Raw genomic sequence first — 23150 nt, forward strand, 5'->3', positions numbered from 1 at the left:
CCTCCATGATTATAGATAAAGCATTTTTTCATCCTAGCTAGTTGTTCACAACGTTTTGAGTAAGACACACTTCTTTAATTTGGTAGTTATCCATGTCTGTTACCATCCATAAGCGGTCTCCTTGCTCTACTTGATCTCCAATCTTAGCAGTATCCAATAGCTTATATTGAATCCAGCCTGCTATTGTATCAAGCTCTTCGCTTTCCTCAAAAGGCATCCCAAAACGTTCTTCCAGTTCATCTAGCAATACACGGCCGTTAATAAAATACTTATTTCCCGACTCCCGGATATCCGCTACTTCATCTGCATCAAACTCATCACGGATTTCACCAACTAGTTCTTCTAAAATATCCTCCATCGCCAGAATACCAGACGTACCACCATATTCATCGATAACTAACAGCATATGCACTCTTTCTTGCTGCATTTTCAGAAGGGCATCCTGCAAGCTTGTTACTTCCAATACAACCGGAAGATCACGAACAAATTCTGTTAATTCTCGATTTCTTCCCCAAGCCATCTGTGTCAGCATTTTCTTTACATTAACAACACCTAGGATGTGATCCTTATCCCCATCTTCTGTTACTGGATAACGAGTATAATTGTGCTCATCCAAGATTTTCACTATATCGTCATATGACATATCTTTATTTAGCGTAACAAATTCTGTTCTTGGAACCATAATATCCTTTGCTACCCTTTCATCGAAGGAGAAGACATTTTCCATATAGGCAAGCTCTGTCTGGTCAATTTCTCCACCTTGATAGCTTTGTGCCATTACTATTTTTAATTCTTCTTCCGAATAAGCCTGTTCATGCTTAACAGATTTTACCCCCATTAAACGAAGCACTACTTGTGCAGATCCATTTAATGCCCATATAAATGGTTTCATCACTATTCCAAACCAATATAATGGCGGTGCTAACATTAAGGTTAGTTTCTCAGAAAATTGAATGGCAAGTGTTTTTGGAGCCATTTCTCCAACTACAACATGCAGAAACGTAACCAATGCAAAAGCAATAGCATACGAGGCAACAGATGCGACAGATGGTGAAGCATTCATTAAATTAAATACTGGATATAATAGTTGCTCAATTGCTGGTTTCCCTAAGGCACCAAGGCCCAGTGCTGTGACAGTAATACCTAGTTGACACGCCGATAGATAGTAGTCTAAATCACCCGCTACCTTCTTCGCGACAATTGCCTTTTTGTTTCCTTCTGCAATTAGCTGTTCTATTCGTGACATCCGAATTTTAACTACAGCAAATTCAGAACCAACAAAGAAAGCTGTCAGTACTAATAATAGTACCAGTAAAAATAAATTTGTTATCGTTATTATGTCCAATTATTTCCCTCTTTTGAGGGATTCACCTCCAGGAATAGTTACATTAAAGACAGTAATTTCATTACGTCTAATAATTTTTTTTCAAGTGTATGATACACTTTCTTTTTCTCTTCCTGCGGCGCATCTTTCAATCTTTCTTCCAATGATGCCAGCTTTTTATGCAAACATGCAATTTCATTCTGTACGTCATTCATAATTGGCTCTATTTCATCCTCTTCTCTTGATTGAATAACTTTACGAATTTCATCAATGGACATCCGTTGTTTTTTCAAAAGTTTGATTCGTTCCAATGTATGAAGAACATCTTCCGAATAAAGGCGATAATTGGAATCAGATCGCGTTACAGGAAGCAATTTGTTACTTGTATAATAATCAATCGTTCTTGTTGACAACCCGCTTAATTTCGCCACTTGGCCAATTCGCAATAACGCCTTCCCAATGAAAAAACCCCCTTTTAGTTTATAAGATATTTTTATCATAGCATAGAAAGGAAAATCCGTACAGTACAACGTTATAGTTTTAGGTTTTAGTTTTTCATACTAACTTGGACAGGATTATGGTGCTGGTATGGGGGCCTGTCACCTTTTCCATTTTCCCCCTGCAAAACTCCCTCCCTTGTCACATAAAAAAGCTCCTGCTAAGAGGGATAAAACCGTTCCTAACAAGAGCTCTTTTCTTATAAAGCTGTTGATGTATTATCTTTATTTGCTTTCTCTGTACTTCTAGGCACTTCATGATGATGGCGGCATCGAGGTTCATAAGACTCAGATGCTCCTACTAAAATGACCGGATCTTCGTAGCAAGCCGGTGAACCATTAATCAATCTTTGTGTTCTGCTTGCTGGTGATCCGCAGACTGCACAAACAGCTTGAAGCTTTGTCACTAATTCTGCGATTGCCATTAATTCCGGCATTTTTCCGAATGGCTCGCCTCTAAAATCTTGATCCAGACCTGCACAAATGACACGATGGCCACTATTTGCCAAATGCTGAATAACACCAATAATTTCATCATCAAAAAATTGTACTTCATCTATTGCAACTATCTCTATATCGGAAGTCACATATTCAAAAATGTCGGCTGATTTACTAATAGGAATCGCATTAGTCGTTGCTCCATTATGTGATACAACTGATTCATCACTATAGCGATTATCAATACTTGGTTTAAACACGATAAACTTCTGCTTAGCAAATTTCGCCCTTCTTACACGACGGATGAGTTCTTCTGATTTTCCTGAAAACATACTTCCACAAATAACTTCAACCCATCCATGATGTTTCATTACATACATGAAACCGCTCCTTCCTAATATAAACAACTTCTCTCTTTTCTTACTCTATTCTACTTTTTCTATTTCAATCGTCAGGGTGTGAATATATACATCCAACATTCTCTCTTACCTACTTTAACAGCTATTAAGGCTGATTGAAATAATATATTCGACTCAAACTTCATTTTTAACAGCATCTCCAATAGATAACTAATCAATAAATGCATTAAGATACTTAAGAATAAAAGCGATAATAATTACTTTCATTATTAAATATCCTACTATAAGTCAAAATAAAAAACAGGCAAGGAGAAAGTAACTTCTTGCCTGTTCTTGATATTCCATATTACTTAAGGCCGTATTTTTTGTTGAAGCGATCAACACGTCCGCCAGCTTCAGCAAATTTTTGACGTCCAGTATAGAACGGATGGCACTCAGAACAAGTTTCAACTTTGATTTCTTTTTTAACTGAACCAGTTGTGAACTCGTTACCACAAGCACATTTCACCGTAATTTCGTTATAAGTTGGATGAATTCCTGCTTTCATTTCTTTTCATCTCCTTCCGCCCTGCAACTTTCGAAACAGAGTTATAAAACAATGCCAGAAGCACTGTAATTTCAAAAACACATTGAGTATATTATATCAAGGACATTCTTGTTTTGCAACACTATTAACAATGCATTAATTACCAAATATTGAAAACTACTTAAAGCATTTCCTCCACTTGTATCCTTCAGGGCTTACGATCGCTTAGCAGTGCCAGCTTTCATTTGTTCTCCTAGGATGGCAAAGAAGTCTTCATTGCTTTTTGTTTGTCTTAATTTTCTTAGGAACTTTTCAGCAAAGTCTGGTGAATCAGACATTGATTTACGAATAGCCCATAGCTTGTCTAAATGTTCTTTCGGAATCAATAGTTCTTCTTTACGTGTTCCAGAGCGTCTAATATCAATAGCTGGGAATATTCTTCTTTCTGCTAGTGCGCGGTCTAAATGAAGTTCCATATTACCAGTACCTTTAAACTCTTCATAAATAACATCATCCATACGTGAACCAGTATCGACTAACGCTGTTGCCAATATGGTTAAGGAACCTCCTTCTTCTATATTACGAGCTGCACCGAAGAATCGTTTTGGGCGATGGAACGCACCAGGATCGATCCCCCCTGATAATGTTCTTCCACTTGGAGGAATAACCAGGTTATAAGCGCGGGCTAATCTTGTAATACTATCCATCAAAATAATAACATCACGCTTATGCTCCACAAGACGCATCGCTCTTTCTAGAACCAATTCAGCAACTTTAATATGGTTTTCTGGAACCTCATCAAAAGTAGAGCTTACAACATCTCCACTTACTGATCTTTCAATATCGGTAACTTCTTCTGGTCTTTCATCAATTAGTAAGACTATTAATTCTGCTTCCGGATGATTATTCGTAATACTATTTGCTATTTCCTTAATCAACATTGTTTTACCAGCTTTTGGAGGAGCCACAATTAACCCACGTTGTCCAAAACCAACAGGTGCTAATACATCCATAATTCTAGTAGAAACATTTCGCTGTGTTGTTTCTAAATGTATTTGTCGATTTGGGTACAGAGGAGTTAGAGCTGGAAAATGAACTCTTTCTTTCGCTGTCTCCGGATCATCTCCATTTACCGCTTCTACCTGTAGTAAACCGAAATATCTTTCGTTTTCTTTTGGTGGACGAACTTTTCCAGAAACTTTATCCCCATTTCTTAAATCAAATCTTCTAATTTGAGATGCAGATATATAAATATCCTGTGAGCTTGGAGAATAATTAATCGGTCTTAAGAAGCCAAACCCTTCTGACTGAATAATCTCAAGAACACCTTCCATGAAAAAATAGCCCTCTTGCTCTGCTCTTGCTTTCAGGATCGAGAAAATCAGTTCCTTTTTTGTCAACTTGCTATAGTAGGCAACTTTGTATTCTCGAGCTAACTCATACAACTCTTTTAATTTCATATTTTCTAAACTAGATATATTTAATCCCATTTTTACACCACTCTTTTGTATTTTCAGTTATCCCGACCATTTTTTATCGAAATGTGGGAAGGCTAATCTTCTGTTTGAGGCGAACGCTTTTTGTGAAGAGAAATTTTGATGCGAGAAATAATTAATGTGAAGGATGGAAAAGAAGATTCCTACTTCTTCTCCAACTATCGATAAATCGTACACTTCCGTTTTTTTAAGGCTCACTTCATAAGTAGTTTATTAATAAAGAAGAATAAGCCATTGTACGAATAAAAATTTATCTTAAGAGGAGTTTTTATTTTATCCTTCATGTTTCTAATGCTTCTTTCGAGAAATCTATCAAAAGCACTCTCTATTTTACCTCCATCTAGGAAAAATGTGCAACAAGAATTTTTTTACTATCTCCTTGTTTACTCATCAGCGGAAGCAAAATATGGATGAAGACTCTTATGATCCTTCTTTTTTTAGGATCGCTCGAAAAGGAAGGTAGGTGAGGATGCTTAGTGAATATTCTCGTTTTTTGAGAATATCGATTCTTTCGTCAACGCAAATGAAAAGGATGGTCCCGACATCCTTTATTGTGCAAGTATACTTTTTTATAAGTATCGGAATGTATGGATTAATTATACCTATTCCAGGTAAAATTCTCTTCTTGTTCCGCATTATTCTTTGGGCAAAGAGGGGTCTCCTGTTACCTTCCCCGTATGCTTTATGAAAAGGGCTTAGGAGGTTAATTTCTACTTATGACAGGGGGAGCATCATCCCCCACTTTTCTTTTTGCTCAAGAACAGATAATCCTTTTCAAATAAATAATCAACATACATTATCCATTATTTATTTGTTCATATTCTTCTTCAGTCATTTTTTCACGCCATATGGTAGCTCCTAAGCCTGTAAGCTTCTCGACAATATGACTATACCCTCTATCTATATGTTCTAGGCCTGTTATTTCCGTTACTCCATCAGCCATAAGTCCTGCTATCACTAGCGAAGCTCCTGCACGCAAATCGCTTGCTTTTACTTTCGCCCCTTGTAAATGAACAGGTCCATTTATAATCGCAGAACGCCCCTCCACTTTGATCGTGGCATTCATACGACGCAGTTCATCTATATGTTTAAATCTAGCACCATAGATTGTGTCTGTAACCATACTTGTACCAGTTGTTTTTGTTAATAGAGACGTGAATGGCTGCTGAAGATCTGTTGGAAAACCTGGATATACCAGTGTTTTGATGTCTACTGGTTTTAGGGAACGGTTAGAGCTCACAAACACTTGCTCATCACTTGACTCAATCGAAACTCCCATTTCCCTTAACTTTGCGATTAGGGACTCTAAGTGCTGTGGGATTACGTTATCGACAAGGACTCCATCTCCAACTGCAGCACCAATAATAATATACGTACCAGCTTCAATCCGATCAGGGATAATCGTATGACGACAACCATTTAAATGCTCTACCCCTTCAATTCGAATCACATCGGTGCCTGCACCTTTAATTTTTGCTCCCATATTGGTTAAAAGTGTTGCCACATCAATGATTTCCGGCTCTTTCGCTGCGTTTTCAATGATTGTCTTTCCTTTTGCTCTTACTGCTGCAAGCATAATATTGATTGTTGCTCCGACACTTACTACATCTAAATAAATTCTTGCTCCTCTTAACTCATCTGCCCGAAGATAAATGGCACCTTGTTCATTTGTAACCTGTGCCCCAAGTGCTTCAAACCCTTTAATATGCTGGTCTATAGGTCTTGGTCCAAGATGACAACCACCAGGTAATCCAATAACTGCCTTTTTGAATCGTCCTAACATTGCTCCCATCAGATAATAGGAGGCACGCAATTTTTTTACCTTTCCATTCGGCATAGGCATAGAAATCATGGAAGATGGATCTATTGTTATATCAGAGTCTGATATAGATACCGTTCCACCTAGTTCTTCCAAAATTTCTTTTAATATTTGAACATCTGAAATGTCAGGTAATCCTTCAATCGTTACTGGGGATTCAGCTAATATGGTCGCTGGTATAAGTGCAACAGCACTATTTTTCGCACCACTTACCCTTACTGTTCCTTTTAATGGAGATCCACCTGCAATCATAAGTTTTTCCATTTCTAGCTCCCTTCTAAGCCAATGCAAAAGTACAAGTTCTGCTATAAGTTAATCAAGATGAGGCTTGGATGTAGAATCTTGTTTGAATTACTGTTACTTATTATACCAAATATTAAGACTTAATGGAAAAGTATATATGTATGAACTTTTGTTCTTATTTATTGATAAAGTACAAACATTTTTAGTATTACCTATAAAGTACAACTTCAATCAGTTAGAGAGTGTTCAAAAGTAAGTTTTCTCCCTTTCTAATTTTTCAGCATTTATTTTATACTATTTTTCCCAAACCATTTGTAGGAAGCTGTTGTCTGTTCTTTGATTTAACCTTTTGCCTGAATCTAGAAAAAAAAGACATAGAAAAGAGGATATCTTTAAGGCTATTTCCCTTAAAGATATCCTCTTTCTATTCTTATCAATTAAGCTCTATTTGAAGAACCGAATTCTTTGATTTTGCCGATTACTGTTGCTTTAATCGCATCACGAGCTGGTCCTAAATATTTACGTGGATCGTATTCTTCTGGTTTAGCAGCTAATGTTTCGCGAACTGCTTTTGCAGAAGCAATTTGGTTTTCTGTATTAACGTTGATTTTAGCAGTTCCTAAAGAAATTGCTTTTGTGATATCTTTTGTTGGGATACCAGTACCACCGTGTAATACTAATGGTAAACCAGTTAAGTTACCGATTTCTTCCATTTCTTTGAAACCTAAGTTTGGCTCACCTTTGTAAGGACCATGAACAGATCCTAATGCAGGAGCTAATGTATCAATACCAGTACGTTTAACAAGTTCCACACATTCGTTAGCATCAGCATAAATTACGCCTTCAGCTACAACGTCGTCTTCTTGTCCACCAACAGTACCAAGTTCTGCTTCAACAGAAACACCTTTAGCATGTGCATACTCTACTACTTTAGAAGTAATTTCAACGTTTTCATCAAATGAATGGTGAGAAGCGTCGATCATTACAGATGTAAAACCAGCATCAATTGCGTCTTTACATTTTTCAAAGCTTGAACCGTGATCTAAGTGAATAGCAACTGGAACAGTGATGCTATAGTCTTCCATTAAACCTTCAACCATTTTCACAACAGTTTTGAAGCCACCCATATAACGGGCTGCACCTTCAGAAACCCCAAGAATTACTGGAGATTTTTCTTCTTCTGCAGCTTGAAGAATTGCTTGAGTGAACTCAAGGTTATTTAAGTTAAATTGACCAACAGCATAGCCTTCTGCTTTTGCTTTGTTTAACATGTCTTTCATTGAAACTAAAGGCATATTTCTTCCTCCTTATTTAATGATCGTTCTTTGTTACAAGAGAATCTTTATTAAATTTCCCAAAGGAAAGTTGAATATGTATATCATACCTCAAGTAATCAAAAACGAATCATTCCTTTTAAACTCAATTGTAATCATACCAAAATAAAACAAGAAATGCTATCGTTCAAGCTTTTTTTTCTATTTTGTCACAATTTAGTTTATCATTTTACAAATGAAGACGCTTTAAGTATGGACATCGTTGCTTGCTCAAACAATGCAACAGAAGAACCACCAATGTCTTCCATTCTAATTTGGTGGTTTTTTGTCTCTGTATATGGCTGTTTTCCGTAAGTTGCTAGGACCAACAGCCTTTAGAATTTATGTATAGATTTCGAATAATTACTCATTAATATATTTTTTCACAGCATCTCTGAGATCATCAATATCAAACGGTTTAGCAAAATGAGTGAGTGCTCCGAGATCTTTAGCTTCCTGAATCATATCTAATTCTCCATATGCTGTCATGATAATGACGCGAATATCTTGATTCAGCTTTTTCATACGTTTTAATATTTCAATACCATCCATCCCTGGAATTTTCATATCCAGTAGCACCAAGTCTGGAAATTCCCTTGTTACTATTTCTAACGCTTGAATGCCATTTGCAGCTTGAAAAGTTTTATATCCTTCCTTTTGAAAAACTTCATTCAAAAGGATTCTTATACCGAATTGATCATCAACAATCAGTATTTTCCCTTTCATCATTGACCCTTCCCTTCAAAGTTGAGTTTTTTATGTATTCTCTCGTTTTTAATCATAGTTATCTTTCTACTATTTGGTCAACATTTCCTGCTAATTCCCTTAAATTTTACCTTTTCTCCATATTTATTTATAATTAACTACTATAAATGTGAGTTACTGTTAATTTTTATAACAATGGAGGTTTTCCAAGTGCTTAAAATGTTCTCCACACAACTAAGTGGACTTTTTAAAAGATTGCATGAAAAAGAAGAGGAAGCAATTGAAGACAGTTCTAGATTATTAGCACAAGCCATCGTAAGTGATGGAAAAGTTTATTTCTATGCAACAAATGAAATGGCAGGTGTTATGAAAGAAGCTACTAAAGGGCTGGAGCCGATGTCAGGAGCTGAGGAGTGGACAAACTCCTCCCTTGAATCAATTACTTCCAATGATCGTTTCATTCTTTTCTCTCGTACAAATGAGGAGGAAGAGATTAACACTTTTGCCAAGAATTTATATGATTCCCAAATTCCTTTTGTTTCTGTCTGCTCGATTACTAATAGTGAAATCGAATCTGTGATTGACTTTGCAGATGTGGCGATTGATTTAAAAATAACGAAAGGTTTATTACCTGATGAGGAAGGAAATCGATATGGCTATCCTTCCTTAATTGCTGGCCTTTTTGTTTATCATGGCATTAAATTTACAACGGACGAGATTTTAAAGGAATATGATATTAAATAGGAAGAAACATAACATTATATGTTATAACAGCTAACAAAAAGAGGTTATTCCCATTAAAAGGAAGAACCTCTTTTTTTACTGCTTTTAACCAAATCTATCTTTATTATTTCTCCGCTAAGCGAATGGACGCACCAACAAATTCACGGAATAATGGCTGTGGACGAGTTGGTCTTGAAATAAACTCAGGATGGAATTGAGAAGCAACAAACCAAGGATGATCCTTAAGCTCTACTATTTCTACTAGACGACCATCTGGGCTAGTTCCTGAGAAAATAAATCCTGCGTTTTCCATCTCTTGACGATATTGGTTGTTAAACTCATAGCGATGACGATGTCTCTCATAAATTACTTCGTCTTGATACGCTTCATATGCTCTTGTTTCTTCTTTTAATTTACATGGATATAAACCTAAGCGAAGCGTTCCGCCTAAATCCTCTACATCCTTTTGTTCAGGTAAAAGATCGATTACTGGATGGGTTGTCTCTTCGTTAATTTCAGAAGAATGTGCATCATCCCAACCTAAAACATTACGAGCAAATTCAATAGATGCAACCTGCATTCCTAGACATATTCCGAAGAAAGGAACCTTTTGTTCACGTGCATATTGTGTTGCTAAAATCTTTCCTTCAATTCCACGATCTCCGAATCCACCAGGAACAAGAATTCCATCTGCATCTTGTAGCAATTCTTGTACATTTTCTTTTGTTACATGCTCTGCATTAATCCAATCGATATCAATATCAGCATCATATGCATAACCAGCATGCTTCAATGCTTCTACAACAGAAATATAAGCATCTTGTAGCTCTACATATTTACCAACAAGAGCAATTTTTGTTGTTTTAGAAAGATTACGCACCCGATCTACTAATTCAATCCATTCTGTCATATCTGCTTCTTGGCATTTTAGTTTTAGATGCTCGCATACAATTTGGTCAAGATTTTGTTCTTGTAATGCTAAAGGAATCGTATAAAGTGTATCCGCATCACGGCACTCAATAACCGATTTATTGTCGATATCACAGAATAACGCAATTTTGTCCTTCATATCTTCAGAAATAGGTTTTTCTGTTCTTACTACAATTACATTAGGCTGTATACCTAGGCTCCGTAATTCTTTTACACTATGTTGTGTTGGTTTTGTTTTCATTTCTCCTGCTGCTTTAATGTAAGGTACTAATGTACAGTGAATGTACATAACATTATCGCGGCCGATATCACTTTTAATTTGACGAATTGCTTCTAAGAAAGGTAATGATTCAATATCCCCAACCGTTCCACCAATTTCTGTAATAACAACATCTGCATTTGTTTCTCGGCCAGCTCTAAATACACGCTCTTTAATTTCATTTGTGATATGCGGAATTACTTGAACTGTCCCTCCAAGATAATCTCCTCTGCGTTCTTTTCTTAATACAGTAGAATAGATTTTCCCTGTTGTAACATTGTTATATTTTGTTAAATTGATATCAATAAAACGCTCATAATGACCTAAGTCTAAATCGGTTTCCGCACCGTCATCTGTTACGAATACTTCCCCATGTTGATAAGGACTCATTGTACCAGGATCCACATTGATATATGGGTCAAACTTTTGAATGGTTACACTAACACCACGATTTTTCAGCAAGCGTCCAAGAGATGCTGCTGTAATCCCTTTTCCTAGTGAAGATACTACTCCACCTGTCACAAAAATATATTTTGTCATTATATGATCCCCCTTGATTTAAGTTTGCTCCAATTCCTCTTTATTTAAGACGAATTGACTAATTTTTTTAGAGGGGTATGAAACGATTGTTGTTTTTACTTAAGGCCGTTTTCGTAAAGCTTGTTGCTATTACCCGCAGCTAGAATCTACTGGTGTGAGCAGTGAACCTCCAAGGTATCATCTTTCTCACTAATACCACAACAATCTTTTAGAAAACAGCATTACTAAAAAATAAAAAGCGCTCCTCTTACTTTTCCAAGTAAGGGAGCGCTATATTTAGCGAATTTAAGTTCGTTCCTCTTTTTAAGGAGCCCAAAAAAGATTTTACTAGCAAAGACCGTAAAAGTCAAGACTAGGGAGAATTATTTATTTTCATCCTCTTCATCTTCGAATTCGTCGTCCTCTTCTTCATCTTCTTCATCTAAATCATCATAATCTTCTTCGATTTCTTCATCGAAATCTTCATCTTCCGATAAATCATCGTCTAGTAAATCATCGTCTTCTTCATCCAAATCATCGTCATCCTCATCTAGAAGCTCTTCATCATCTAGATCAGCATCGAAGTCATCGAACTCGTCTTCGTCTTCATCTAAGCTATCAAAATCATCGAAGTCTTCCGCTACAGCTTTTTTCGACTTTTTCTTCTTCGGTTTTGTTACTGTTACTACATCTTCCTCTGATTTATCTACAGGATACCATAAACGAAGTCCCCAACGGTTGTCCCCTAATGATAAGAAACGACCATCAATATTAACATCTGTATAAAATTGTGCAATTCTTTCATTAACCTCTTCTTCACTTAACCCTACTAATTTTGCTACTTCATTCATTAGTTCATTAAATGCATAAGGTGTTTTGCCACCATTCATAATTTCATACGCTACATCAATTAGTGCCATTTCTTTAAGTTCTTCTTTTGTGTATTTATCAACACTCATTTTTTCGCACTTCCTTTCTTATCTACTCTTATCCCCTTCCTGAAAGCTTGGACCAATTCAGGTGGAAGTTTCACGTTTCGGGTGTTTATTATTTTTTATACATCTTATTGATCTTTTAAAAATCAATCCATTTAACCTAATTTATTTTAGAAGGTCTGTTAAGAAAAGAAACCTAACTAAAATAGTAAAAATACATATTCTCCATTATAAACAAATTTTAGGTGAATATGCTAGTTCTAGTTAAGGTTTATTTAACTTTTCTTTGAAATAGAAGTTTTTCTTCTCTTTTTCGACTTTATTTTGATCTGATTGCTTTTTCTTCGCTAGTTTAAAAAAGAGGAGGGATAAGAGAAAAAAGCCGATGGAGCCCAATTGAAGCTTATAAAGGAACGAAAACAAAACTGCATATAAAACTATCCCTATTGTAATCAATATTTTCCGCACTGCTAATCCACCCCAACTTAAATAAAGTTTATCCTTCCTTCTAGAATAACGATTATTAGAAGTGCTCTGCAAGTCTCTTATTAATTTATTGGCAATTTTCCAAACAAATAGTTGAGAATTCTTAAAATTCTCCTATTAATACGAAAGGTATGAAAGGAATAGAATATCGGCAATACTATCCTTTTAAGGAGGGAATTATCAATGAAGATATTCTTGGTTATCCTATGCATTATTGCCATACTTATTTTCCTTCTCTATATGGACTATCAGTTAGGAAAGAGAGCACAGCAAAAACGAATAGACCGAAAAAACCATCCTTTTAGATATACTGATTTCCACATATATTCTGACGGGACAGAACTATTCCCAGCCCTGTTTCAAGCAGTCAAAGAGGCAAAAAGCCATGTCCATATTCTTTTCTATACGATTAAAACAGATAGTATTTCCAATGAATTTCTACACCTTTTAAAAACCAAAGCACATGAAGGGGTGGAAGTACGCCTTATTTTAGATTGGTTAGGCAGTATCAATATAAGAAAAAGAATAAGAAGAAAATTAAAGCAAGCTGGTGTTCAATTTGCTTTTTGCCAGCTCCCAACGTTTCCTTTTCTCTTTTATTCCTTACAAGTAAGGAATCACAGAAAAATCGCTATCATTGATGGGAAAATTGGTTTTATGGGTGGTTTTAACATCGGAAAGGATTATATTCATGAGAACTTTAAATTAAGCCCTTGGCGTGACTACCATCTTCAATTAATAGGAGAAGGGGTCGATGACTTACAGCGAGAATTTTTAATAGACTGGTTAAAAGCCTCTAAAATAAACTTACTACAAAACCAAGTGTACTTTCCAGCGCAGACAAAAGGAGAAACAAGACATCAAATTATCCCTACACAAGGAGTTTATTTAGAAGAGCTACTATGCAATTTGATCAAAAACAGCAAAAGAAGTCTTTTAATTGCTACACCTTACTTCATTCCTAGCAAGCGAGTAACAGAAGAATTATTAAGAGCATTACATAGAAATGTGAGTCTCACCATCCTTATTCCAAATAAAGCGGATCATATGCTTGTTAAAGAAGCGGCATTTCCCTACTTACGGAAACTATTAAAGGACGGGGCAAGTGTTTATCAATATATGAATGGCTTTTTTCATGGTAAATTAATAAATACCGATAATGAAATTATGATTGTCGGTTCATCCAATTTCGATCGCCGCAGTATCTTTTTGAATCATGAGCTGAACTGTTGCATATATGATCCTGTTTTTATTGCAAAAATGAATAAAATTACTACGATGGATTTGGAACAAGCAAAGGAGTTATCTCTCGAGGATTTAAAAAGGATACATTTATGGAGTATGGTAAAAGAATGGCTTGCCCGTCTTTTTGCCCCATTTTTATAGGATGAACCTTTCTTTAATCAGTGGGATATGTCTCCCACTGATTATTTTACAAAGGTGTTTATCCACCCATTGTTTCAGGAGGAACTTATCTTTGAAAAAGGACAATAATCCATTCAAACGCACGGTATCCGGCATATATTCCAAAAATACCAACGATACCCGAAAAGGCACCTGGGGCTGGGATTGGCAGTTTCAAAAGACCAAAAATAAACCCAGTTAAAAATCCAGTTATTAAAGCAAATACCACTAATTTCACAAGCATCTTCCCTTCAAAAGTAGATGCTTTTATTATTCGAAAAGTTAGTTCGAAATATCCGATGATTCCTTAATCAGCTTTGCTGTTTTTTATAACAGGGATTTTTAGTTTCACCGTGAATGATTTTATCGATAGATTTTTCTCAAAGAGCGTAATTACATAAAAGTGGACAATAAAAAAAGGAAGAGGTTCTCTTCCTTTTTTTATTACATTTTTTCTGGCGCAGATACACCAATTAGGGCTAGGGCGTTTCTTAATGTTATCTGTGTCGCTTTGATTAATGCTAGGCGTGCTTTTGTTCTTTCTAGATTGTCTGTGTCTAATACTTTTTCTGCGTTATAGAAGCTATGGAAAGTAGAGGCTAAGTCGTAAATATAATTTGTAATTCGGTGCGGCATTCTCTTTAATGCTGCTTCCCCTACTGCTTGTGGGAATTCTCCTAGTTTTTTCAATAAGTCAAATTCCTTTTCTGCAGTAATTAACGATACGTTTAGTTCATCAGCCAGCTCGATTCCTTGTTCTTTTCCTTGTCTTAGGATACTTGAAATACGTGCATGTGCGTATTGAGCATAGTATACTGGGTTTTCATTGGATTGTGATACAGCAAGATCTAAATCAAAGTCTAAATGTGTATCTGCACTTCTCATTGCAAAGAAGTAACGTGTTGCATCTAAGCCTACTTCTTCCACTAAATCTCTCATTGTAACAGCTTTTCCAGTACGTTTACTCATCTTCATTTTTTCGCCATCTTTATAAAGATGAACAAGCTGAATAATTTCTACTTCTAATGCATCTTTGTTATAGCCTAATGCTTGAATAGCCGCTCTCATACGTGGAATATAACCATGATGGTCTGCGCCCCAAACGTTAATAAGCTTTTCAAAGCCTCTTTCTAACTTATCTTTGTGATAAGCAATGTCTGGTAATAGATACGTATAAGAACCATCATTTTTAATGAGTACTCGATCTTTATCATCACCGAAATCAGTGGAACGTAGCCAAGTAGCTCCATCTTGTTCAAAAATATAGCCATTTTCTTTTAAAGCGTTTAACGCTATATCAATTTTTCCATTTTGATAAAGGGATGTTTCAGAGAACCACACATCAAACTTCACGCGGAAATCTTCTAAATCTTGCTTTAATTTGGCCATCTCATACTTCAGGCCGTATTCACGGAAAAAGTCAAAACGTTCCTGTTCTGAAACATTTACATACTTATCGCCAAATTCCTCTGCTAATTTTTTTCCGATTCCAATAATGTCTGCACCATGATAGCCATCTTGAGGCATCTCTTTTTCTATACCTAACGCTTGGAAATAGCGTGCTTCAACCGATAATGCTAGGTTATTAATTTGGTTACCAGCGTCATTAATATAGTATTCTCTTGATACATCGTAACCCGCTTTATCTAAAATATTGGAAAGAGAATCTCCTACTGCTGCACCACGTGCATGTCCTAAATGAAGATCCCCCGTTGGATTTGCAGAAACAAACTCTACTTGTACCTTCTCTTTGTTTCCAACAGTAGTTTGTCCGTATTGATCTCCTGCTTTAAGAATAGTTGGAATTAAATCTGTTAAATAACTATTATCCATATAAAAATTGATGAAACCAGGTCCTGCGATTTCCACTTTTTTAATAGAAGCTTTCGTTTGATCAAAATTCTCAATAATAGTCTCTGCAATCATTCTAGGTGCTTTTTTCGCAACCCTTGCTAATTGCATCGCCATATTCGTTGAATAGTCACCATGCGCTTTGTCCTTTGGCAACTCTAGTACTACCTCTGGAATTTGTTCTTCTGTTGCTAGACCAGCTTTTATTACGCTTTGCTTAATTTCTTCCTTTAACTTATCCTTTATTTGATCTACAATATTCATTCTTCCTCTTTCTCCTCCTTAAATGAAATAGTCATATGATAGGTACCATTATTGCTACCCTGCATCTTTAAATCATATAAAATATCTAATGTGCCTGTTGTTGTTTGCTCCTGTACTTCCAACTCAAGCCTCTTTGTATCTGTAACTAGTTGAAATACGCCGTACGGACTTTCATAGCTGCCGACCTTCTGTTTATTAATAAGAAAAGGAAGACGCATTTTTACTGCCCCGCTTCGAAGGATTAACCCTTCCTTTTCGGTAACTTTAATAATTGTTTTAATGGTGCCTTCTTCTATGATTTCTTCATATTTTATATACTTATTAGTATCTTTTTCTAAGTATCGACCAAACCCAATCCACTCAATACTTTCTTTATTTTTCCCATTATATATATGTGTTGTAACTTGTAATTTCACAGGCACCTGTTGCGCTGATGGTTGAGACAACGACAACACTTCCTTTTCATTTACTGTGTAACTTTATAAGTATAAATTTTTTATAGGGGAAGTGCAAGATGGTTCGTCAAATGTTTAAGAACTACAACTAAAAAACCTACAGGGAGTCCTGTAGGTTTCTTCTTTTAATATTTGTTTAACTCTTGAATCGGTGTTTGAATTATCACTGGATTTTTTGAAGGATCTAACCATTTAAGAATCTTCACAACGTTCGCTTCGGAAGTTGCTGTGCATCCGAGGGTATAGCTATTTGCAATGTGGAAAAAGATTGCGCTGCCTTTATTCGGAATACGTTTGGTATTATAGTTTATAACAAATCCATATTTATAGGCTGGTACATTCATGTTTTCTGCGCTCTTCCACTGACCCTTTGTTTTCTTTTTTGATTGCCATGTATTATATAGCTTCGATTTTGGATCATCTACCCACACATCATCATTAGTAATTTTCCGATATGGTAATTTGGTTCCAGGGCTCTTTGCTGTTCCAAAGGCAGTTCCGATTGTAAATTTCCCTATAGGTGATTTTTTTCCGCCTTCCTTCATATCAGAGGTGATGCCAAGTTTACCAATATGTCCAGCCATAGTTAAAACTGGAACCCATTCCCCTTTAGCATTCTTTTCAAATGTACGAATTTCAGCAGTGGATGTATTATAGCCATTTGATGTGACAAGAATCAATTGCTTGTTTTTCCCTACTGTTTTTAAACCTGCAGCTAAATTTTTGGGAGCTGCTGGTTTTTTCGTTGTTAGGTATTTACTTGATACCCAACCGGTTTTCTTTCCAACCGGTACTTTGCTCCACGTTCCTTTTGTTTGGGTTACTTTTAATGATTGATTCTTTTTAACTGTCGTAACTATTTTGTACTTAGTACCTGCACCACTTCTCACATTTAATGTACTTGCTGTCACATACATTGTTTTCGTTGCAGTTGTTGCTTTTGCTACCGGCTTCTTTGTTGTTAAATATTTATTGGACGCCCATCCCGTTTTCTTTCCTACGGTCACCTTATCCCAAGAACCTTTTGTTTGTGTCACTGTCACTGCTTGATTTTTCTTTACCATCGTGACTACTTTGTGCGAGGTACTTGCTCCACTTCTTATATTAAGCGTGCTTGCTGTGACATATTTCGTTTTTTTGCTGGCAGCTTGGGCAGTATTTGCCGTGTGAAATCCTGTAAATAAAATCAATACTCCAATTAATAGAACAAAAATCTTCTTTCCCATTTTATTCCCTCGCTTTATCAAAATGATGCTATGTTCTAATCTATCTTTCCAGATTCATCCCCTCTAAAAATTGCTTAAACCTTTCAATTTTTCTATATCTTAACATATCAAATCTGATTTTACGTTGGAAATGTTTAGAGGGATATTGTTGTGATTTATATGGTAGAGGAGATAAAAAAGAGGCTGAAAAAAAACTAAATAGCCAATCTGTAAAGATGAAAAATCTCTAATTTAGCGCTTAAATAAAGGTTCCTTTTATACAATGGTTATTTATGTTTTAAATATAGTCAGGTGTATAAACTATTTTGTTCCATTGCGCTACAAACACTCGCTTTCCGCGGGGAGGAAGCTGAGCCTCCTCGGCTTCGCCTGTGGGGTCTCAGCCTTTCCTCTATTTCCCGCAGGAGTCGAGTGTTTTCCGCTCCATTCCACTCCGTTATTAAAGGCAATTTCCTAAAAAAATATTGTTTTTTTAATAAAAATAAATTAGTAGGAGATATGAAGCAGCCTGAATACACGTAGACTCCTGTGGGATTAGCGAGACAGCCTGAGACCCTGCAGGCCAAAGGCAGACCGCGGCTCAGCGTGAGCCCCACGGAAAGCGGAGTGTATTCAGGCTGCGGGTGATCCAACTGAAACAGCTTTTTAAAAAGCTAATTAAAAAGCCAAACAATCATACGAAATTTCGTGTAATTGTTTGGCTTTCACCTGGGCTGGAATACTTATGTCCCGGCCTCATTTTAAGCAGTTAGCTTTCCCTTGATTTAGGTTCGGCTACTGTGTAAGATTTCTTATTTTACAAATCCTAAAAGCATTTCACGGATTAATTTACTTGCTGTATTGGCTGTTTGCTCAGATGGATCATAGATTGGCGCTACTTCTACTAAATCTGCTCCAACTACTTGAACATTAGAACGAGCAATTTCATGAATAGACGCTAGTAATTCTTTAGAAGTGATTCCGCCTGCATCTACAGTCCCAGTACCTGGTGCATGTGCTGGATCTAAAACATCAATATCTATCGTTACATATACTGGTCTGCCAGCAAGTGTTGGCAGGATTTCTTTTAATGGCTCTAATACTTCAAACTTCGAAATATGCATTCCTACTTCTTTTGCCCATTGGAACTCTTCTTTCATTCCTGAACGAATACCAAAGGAATAAACGTTTTTTGGACCAATTAGATTGGCTACCTTTTTGATTGGTGTAGAGTGGGAAAGTGGCTCTCCTTCATATTCATCGCGAAGATCTGTATGAGCATCCATATGTATGATTGCTAAATCTGGATATTTTTTATACATCGCTTGGAATACACCCCAAGATACTAAATGCTCTCCACCCATTCCAAGTGGGAATTTATTATCTCCGATTACTTTGTCCACAAATTCTTCAATCATATCTAAGCTTCGTTGCGGATTTCCGAATGGAAGCGGGATATCACCTGCGTCAAAGTATTTTACTTCATCTAGCTCTCTATCTAAATAGGGGCTGTACTCTTCTAACCCAACAGACACCTCTCGAATTCTCGCAGGACCAAAACGTGAACCTGGACGGAAGCTAACAGTCCAATCCATTGGCATTCCGTATAATACTACTTGGCTTTCTTCATAATTTGGATAACTTTTAATAAATACATTTCCTGAATACGATTCATCAAAACGCATTAGTAATCACTCCTTTTTCTATTCCCAGACAACTCGAACAATAAGCTGCTGTCCCCTACTCACAAAGATCCTGAACGAATTTTGGCAAAATGAAGGCTGCTTTGTGTAGTTCTTTCGTATAATATTTTGTTTCTATAGAATGGAAACGACTCTCTGGTACCTGTAATGGATCATATTTCTTGGAACCAATCGTGAACGCCCACATGCCACTTGGATATGTTGGAATATTGGCGATATATAATCTGGTTATTGGAAAATTTTCTTTTACATCTCTTTGTACAGAACGAATTAAATCTCCTTTAAACCATGGGTTGTCGCTTTGAGCAACGAAAAGACCATCATCCTTTAATGCTTTCGCTATCCCTGCATAGAAACCTTTTGTAAAGAGGTTAACAGCTGGCCCTACTGGTTCGGTGGAATCGACCATAATCACATCATATTCCTTCTCACTTTTGGCAATATGCATAAATCCATCGCCTACTTGGACATCTACGCGCGGGTCATCCAACTTCCCTGCTATTTCTGGTAAAAACTTCTTACTATATTCAATTACTTTACCATCAATATCAACAAGCGTCGCCTTTTTGACACTTGGATGTTTTAAAACTTCTCGAATGACACCGCCATCACCGCCACCAACAACGAGAACTTTCTCAGGGTTTGGATGTGTAAATAACGGAATATGGGCTACCATTTCATGATAAACAAATTCATCTTTAACAGATGTCATTACCATATCATCTAATAGCAACATATTCCCCCACTCTTCTGTTTCTACCATATCTAGCTTTTGAAACGGTGTCTGTTCTGTATGTAATGTACGTTTGATTTTCATTGTGATACCAAAATGATCTGTCTGCTTCTCCGTAAACCAAATTCCCATTTTTCATATCCTCCATTCATTTGATTGGTTAAAGTACTTATAATCTAGATGATTCATTGTCTTTTGTGATTCATTCCAATTATTGCCCATACTGCTTTTTCACAGGAGTCAATAACCTCTGCTCCAACCAACTAAAGACTAGTAAGGCATACCTTTAAAAAACACTTTTTATGAAAACAACCTTCTTTTTATACTTCCCAATCAAACAAATAACAAACACGAAAAAAGTATAGTGGATATTTGCAAAAATGCAAAGAAATTTTTTTATATTCCATGATAAAAATGTTTAAAACACCAATCTTTACCACATACTAGTGCTATCTATTTATTGATTCGTGGAAAACGATAAAAAAGAAGGAAGATCAACCTAAGGAGGTGTCATGCACTTGGAAGTCATTGTAAATAAATTAAAGAACTCTGGTAAGTATTTACGCTTATTCATCATATTAGGGCTCCTTTTCATGATAACCGCAAGCATCATTTTTATTGGTATATATGTATATGCTCGTACATTAGGACCTCCTCCTCTAGCCGTTTCTCAATCTACCATTTATTACTCAGATAACGGCAGTATTATTGGAGAAACCAGTAATGGGCAAAAAAGATATTGGGTGTCCATTGATGATATTAGTCCCTATTTAGTGGATGCTACTGTTTCTATTGAAGATAAGAATTTTTATTCCCATCATGGTTTTGATTATAAACGGATTGGTGGAGCAATTTTAGCTGATATTAAGGCAATGGCAAAGGTACAAGGGGCAAGCACGATTACTCAGCAATATGCCCGAAACTTATTTTTAGAGCATGAAAAGACATGGACGCGAAAAATTGCGGAAGCTTTTTACACCCTCCGTCTAGAAATATTTTATACAAAGGATGAAATTCTTGAAGGATATCTAAATACAATCTACTATGGCCATGGAGCTTATGGAGCAGAGGCAGCAAGTCAATATTACTTTGGAAAAGAAGCATCAGAGCTTACGTTAGCTGAAGCAACCATGCTTGCTGGAATACCAAAGGGACCAAGTCTTTATTCCCCTTTTGCATCAATGGAAAATGCGAAGAAAAGACAAGGTATCATCCTAAATTCTTTAATTGAAAATGACTATATAACAGTAGAGGATAAAACAATCGCTTTTAATGAAGAGCTCTCTCTCGTAGGAAAGTTTCCAAATGCTAGTATGGAAACAGCTCCTTATTTTCAAGATGCCGTTAAAAACATTCTTAAAAACCAGCTTCACTTGGATGACAAAACGATTGAATTAGGTGGCTTAAGGGTGTATACAACCTTGAATACGGAACAGCAAAAAATTGCAGAGGAAACAATTAGCCACACGATAGATAAGGATAGCGATATACAAATAGGCTTTGTTGCCATGGATCCATCTACTGGGTTTGTTAAAGCAATGGTTGGTGGCAGAGATTATGAACAAAGCCCTTTTAATAGAGCCATTCAAGCGACTCGTCAACCTGGCTCTACGATAAAGCCTTTATTATATTATGCAGCACTTGAACACGGCTTTACTCCTGTTACGATGATGAGCAGCGAGAAAACAACCTTCCGTTTTGATGATGGAAGGGATCCGTATACTCCGCATAATTTTAATAATAAATATGCAGATGGCAATATAACAATGGCCCAAGCGCTAGCGGTTTCCGATAATGTTTATGCGGTTAAAACCCATCTATTTTTAGGTCAAGATACATTAGTAAAAACAGGAGAAAAATTCGGACTTACAACCGATTTACAGGAGGTACCGTCTCTCGCTCTTGGAACATCCAATGTTCGCGTAATCGATATGGCAAATGCTTATAGTATGTTTGCAAACGGAGGAAATAGTGTTTCTCCAGTTTTCATTACAAAAATCGAGACAAATGACGGGCAGATACTTTATGAACAGAAGGCGAAGAAGGAAAAGGTTTTAGACACGGACTTAACGTTCGTGATGAACCAAATGATGACAGGCATGTTTGATCCTAATCTGAATGGCTATGCATCTGTAACAGGAAGTACTGTTAAAAATGAGATAACAAGAATTTATGCCGGCAAATCTGGTTCTACTGAATCAGACAGCTGGATGATTGGTTATACCCCACAACTAGTGTCAGCTGTTTGGACTGGTTATGATCAAGGGGAACCAATTACGTTAACTGCTGATAAAACCTATGCCAAAAAAGTGTGGGTGCAATTTATGGAACAAAGCTTAAAAGAGGAACCAATCAAGGGCTTTATTCCTACAAAAGGTACTGTTGGAGTGTACATCGATCCTAAGAGCGGAAAACTTGCAACAGATGCCTGTGAAACAAAAAGAATGATGTATTTTACAAAAGAAACTGTTCCAACAGAATATTGCGCTGATTTACCAAAAGACGATTCTAGTGATAAACCAGCAAACAATGAAAAAACAAAAGAAAAAGTGCCCTGGTATAAACGGATTCTGCCTTGGTAGGAATAAAGTTTGAAAAGAGGCTGGGACATAAGTATTTCAATCAACAACAAACACGAACTATAATGTAATTTAATTATATTATAGTTCGTGTTTGTTTTTTAGAAAAAGGTTTAAAAACGAAGTGAAATGGAGCGGAGGACGCTCGACTCCTGCGGGAAATAGAGGAAAGGCTGAGACCCCGCAGCGCAGCGAGGAGACCACTGAAAAACTGATAGCTATTGATGATTGGTCGTAACCGCCTTTTAAACTTAGATGTGTAAATTGTTTTCCGAGGTGACCACATGACTCATTGGGGCGAGCGCCGAGCCGCTTCGTCGCTACGCTCCTGCAGGGTCTCGGACTTTCTCGCTGCTCCCATAGGAGTCAAGCGGTCACCTCTCC

At 36.6% G+C, this 23150-nt stretch carries 20 protein-coding genes; 3 read left to right on the forward strand and 17 right to left on the reverse strand.

From position 1 onward, the window contains the following. Positions 1-37: 37 nt before the first annotated feature. From ACTNDN_RS08190 to ACTNDN_RS08225, 8 genes are all read right to left on the reverse strand, one after another. A complete protein-coding gene (locus ACTNDN_RS08190) occupies positions 38-1345 on the reverse strand; it encodes a hemolysin family protein (RefSeq protein WP_031538945.1) in 1308 nt (435 codons plus the stop codon). Positions 1346-1383: 38 nt separating this feature from the next. Beyond that, positions 1384-1770, reverse strand: a complete 387-nt coding sequence (locus ACTNDN_RS08195; protein ID WP_031538946.1) for a MerR family transcriptional regulator — start codon at positions 1768-1770, stop codon at positions 1384-1386. Between the two features lie 251 nt (positions 1771-2021). Next, on the reverse strand, positions 2022-2639 hold the full coding sequence (locus tag ACTNDN_RS08200) for a thymidine kinase (protein ID WP_031538947.1): 618 nt from the start codon (positions 2637-2639) through the stop codon (positions 2022-2024). A 325-nt stretch (positions 2640-2964) separates the two neighbouring features. Further along, positions 2965-3165 carry a 50S ribosomal protein L31 gene (gene rpmE / locus ACTNDN_RS08205; RefSeq protein ID WP_031538948.1) on the reverse strand — a complete coding sequence of 67 codons (201 nt, stop codon included), beginning with the start codon at positions 3163-3165 and terminating at the stop codon, positions 2965-2967. 194 nt (positions 3166-3359) lie between these two features. Continuing rightward, the gene (rho, locus tag ACTNDN_RS08210; protein WP_031538949.1) at positions 3360-4634 is read right to left on the reverse strand and encodes a transcription termination factor Rho; all 1275 of its coding nucleotides are present in this window, start codon (positions 4632-4634) and stop codon (positions 3360-3362) included. Between the two features lie 802 nt (positions 4635-5436). Then, the gene (locus tag ACTNDN_RS08215; protein ID WP_031538950.1) at positions 5437-6723 is read right to left on the reverse strand and encodes a UDP-N-acetylglucosamine 1-carboxyvinyltransferase; all 1287 of its coding nucleotides are present in this window, start codon (positions 6721-6723) and stop codon (positions 5437-5439) included. Between the two features lie 416 nt (positions 6724-7139). Further along, the gene (locus tag ACTNDN_RS08220; protein WP_031538951.1) at positions 7140-7997 is read right to left on the reverse strand and encodes a class II fructose-bisphosphate aldolase; all 858 of its coding nucleotides are present in this window, start codon (positions 7995-7997) and stop codon (positions 7140-7142) included. A gap of 381 nt (positions 7998-8378) precedes the next feature. Next, the gene (locus tag ACTNDN_RS08225) at positions 8379-8744 is read right to left on the reverse strand and encodes a response regulator (protein ID WP_109769197.1); all 366 of its coding nucleotides are present in this window, start codon (positions 8742-8744) and stop codon (positions 8379-8381) included. A gap of 186 nt (positions 8745-8930) precedes the next feature. On the opposite strand from ACTNDN_RS08225, the gene ACTNDN_RS08230 reads away from it, so the two are divergent. Next, complete coding sequence (locus ACTNDN_RS08230; RefSeq protein ID WP_031538953.1) at positions 8931-9464, forward strand: DUF2529 domain-containing protein; 534 nt, start codon at positions 8931-8933, stop codon at positions 9462-9464. A gap of 103 nt (positions 9465-9567) precedes the next feature. On the opposite strand, the gene ACTNDN_RS08235 is transcribed toward ACTNDN_RS08230, so the two are convergent. The 3 genes from ACTNDN_RS08235 to ACTNDN_RS08245 form a co-directional block, all read right to left on the reverse strand. Beyond that, complete coding sequence (locus ACTNDN_RS08235) at positions 9568-11172, reverse strand: CTP synthase (RefSeq protein WP_031538955.1); 1605 nt, start codon at positions 11170-11172, stop codon at positions 9568-9570. Between the two features lie 362 nt (positions 11173-11534). Then, complete coding sequence (gene rpoE / locus ACTNDN_RS08240; RefSeq protein ID WP_031538956.1) at positions 11535-12110, reverse strand: DNA-directed RNA polymerase subunit delta; 576 nt, start codon at positions 12108-12110, stop codon at positions 11535-11537. A gap of 240 nt (positions 12111-12350) precedes the next feature. Continuing rightward, entirely contained in the window at positions 12351-12554 is a 204-nt protein-coding gene (locus ACTNDN_RS08245; protein WP_031538958.1) for a hypothetical protein, read from the reverse strand. Between the two features lie 201 nt (positions 12555-12755). On the opposite strand from ACTNDN_RS08245, the gene cls reads away from it, so the two are divergent. After that, complete coding sequence (cls, locus tag ACTNDN_RS08250) at positions 12756-13958, forward strand: cardiolipin synthase (protein WP_031538960.1); 1203 nt, start codon at positions 12756-12758, stop codon at positions 13956-13958. Positions 13959-14043: 85 nt separating this feature from the next. Here the strand turns inward: cls and ACTNDN_RS08255 are convergent, their stop codons facing one another. The 6 genes from ACTNDN_RS08255 to speE form a co-directional block, all read right to left on the reverse strand. Continuing rightward, positions 14044-14214 carry a XapX domain-containing protein gene (locus tag ACTNDN_RS08255; protein WP_035416617.1) on the reverse strand — a complete coding sequence of 57 codons (171 nt, stop codon included), beginning with the start codon at positions 14212-14214 and terminating at the stop codon, positions 14044-14046. A 206-nt stretch (positions 14215-14420) separates the two neighbouring features. After that, positions 14421-16091: an arginine--tRNA ligase gene (argS, locus tag ACTNDN_RS08260; RefSeq protein ID WP_031538962.1), complete on the reverse strand. Its 1671-nt coding sequence runs from the start codon at positions 16089-16091 to the stop codon at positions 14421-14423. Beyond that, positions 16088-16537 carry a DUF1934 domain-containing protein gene (locus ACTNDN_RS08265; RefSeq protein WP_031538964.1) on the reverse strand — a complete coding sequence of 150 codons (450 nt, stop codon included), beginning with the start codon at positions 16535-16537 and terminating at the stop codon, positions 16088-16090. Before ACTNDN_RS08265 ends, argS begins: the two co-directional genes overlap by 4 nt. Positions 16538-16671: 134 nt before the next feature. Further along, on the reverse strand, positions 16672-17772 hold the full coding sequence (locus ACTNDN_RS08270; protein WP_048718855.1) for an SH3 domain-containing protein: 1101 nt from the start codon (positions 17770-17772) through the stop codon (positions 16672-16674). A gap of 791 nt (positions 17773-18563) precedes the next feature. Then, a complete protein-coding gene (gene speB / locus ACTNDN_RS08275) occupies positions 18564-19436 on the reverse strand; it encodes an agmatinase (protein ID WP_031538966.1) in 873 nt (290 codons plus the stop codon). A 55-nt stretch (positions 19437-19491) separates the two neighbouring features. Continuing rightward, positions 19492-20319, reverse strand: a complete 828-nt coding sequence (gene speE, locus ACTNDN_RS08280; protein ID WP_031538968.1) for a spermidine synthase — start codon at positions 20317-20319, stop codon at positions 19492-19494. A 386-nt stretch (positions 20320-20705) separates the two neighbouring features. On the opposite strand from speE, the gene ACTNDN_RS08285 reads away from it, so the two are divergent. Further along, complete coding sequence (locus tag ACTNDN_RS08285; protein ID WP_031538969.1) at positions 20706-22769, forward strand: transglycosylase domain-containing protein; 2064 nt, start codon at positions 20706-20708, stop codon at positions 22767-22769. Positions 22770-23150: the final 381 nt, after the last annotated feature.

Origin of the sequence: Niallia sp. HCP3S3_B10, from assembly GCF_052064465.1 — a bacterium.
Taxonomy (GTDB): domain Bacteria; phylum Bacillota; class Bacilli; order Bacillales; family Cytobacillaceae; genus Niallia; species Niallia hominis.

What these genes read in the sequence shown, in the direction of transcription:
- speE (WP_031538968.1), bottom strand. Translation starts at nt 20,319, where the DNA reads ATGGGAATTTGGTTTACGGAGAAGCAGACAGATCATTTTGGTATCACA.
- argS (WP_031538962.1), bottom strand. Translation starts at nt 16,091, where the DNA reads ATGAATATTGTAGATCAAATAAAGGATAAGTTAAAGGAAGAAATTAAG.
- speB (WP_031538966.1), bottom strand. Translation starts at nt 19,436, where the DNA reads ATGCGTTTTGATGAATCGTATTCAGGAAATGTATTTATTAAAAGTTAT.
- ACTNDN_RS08215 (WP_031538950.1), bottom strand. Translation starts at nt 6,723, where the DNA reads ATGGAAAAACTTATGATTGCAGGTGGATCTCCATTAAAAGGAACAGTA.
- ACTNDN_RS08220 (WP_031538951.1), bottom strand. Translation starts at nt 7,997, where the DNA reads ATGCCTTTAGTTTCAATGAAAGACATGTTAAACAAAGCAAAAGCAGAA.
- ACTNDN_RS08270 (WP_048718855.1), bottom strand. Translation starts at nt 17,772, where the DNA reads ATGGGAAAGAAGATTTTTGTTCTATTAATTGGAGTATTGATTTTATTT.
- cls (WP_031538960.1), top strand. Translation starts at nt 12,756, where the DNA reads ATGAAGATATTCTTGGTTATCCTATGCATTATTGCCATACTTATTTTC.
- ACTNDN_RS08225 (WP_109769197.1), bottom strand. Translation starts at nt 8,744, where the DNA reads ATGATGAAAGGGAAAATACTGATTGTTGATGATCAATTCGGTATAAGA.
- rpoE (WP_031538956.1), bottom strand. Translation starts at nt 12,110, where the DNA reads ATGAGTGTTGATAAATACACAAAAGAAGAACTTAAAGAAATGGCACTA.
- rpmE (WP_031538948.1), bottom strand. Translation starts at nt 3,165, where the DNA reads ATGAAAGCAGGAATTCATCCAACTTATAACGAAATTACGGTGAAATGT.
- ACTNDN_RS08235 (WP_031538955.1), bottom strand. Translation starts at nt 11,172, where the DNA reads ATGACAAAATATATTTTTGTGACAGGTGGAGTAGTATCTTCACTAGGA.
- rho (WP_031538949.1), bottom strand. Translation starts at nt 4,634, where the DNA reads ATGGGATTAAATATATCTAGTTTAGAAAATATGAAATTAAAAGAGTTG.
- ACTNDN_RS08200 (WP_031538947.1), bottom strand. Translation starts at nt 2,639, where the DNA reads ATGTATGTAATGAAACATCATGGATGGGTTGAAGTTATTTGTGGAAGT.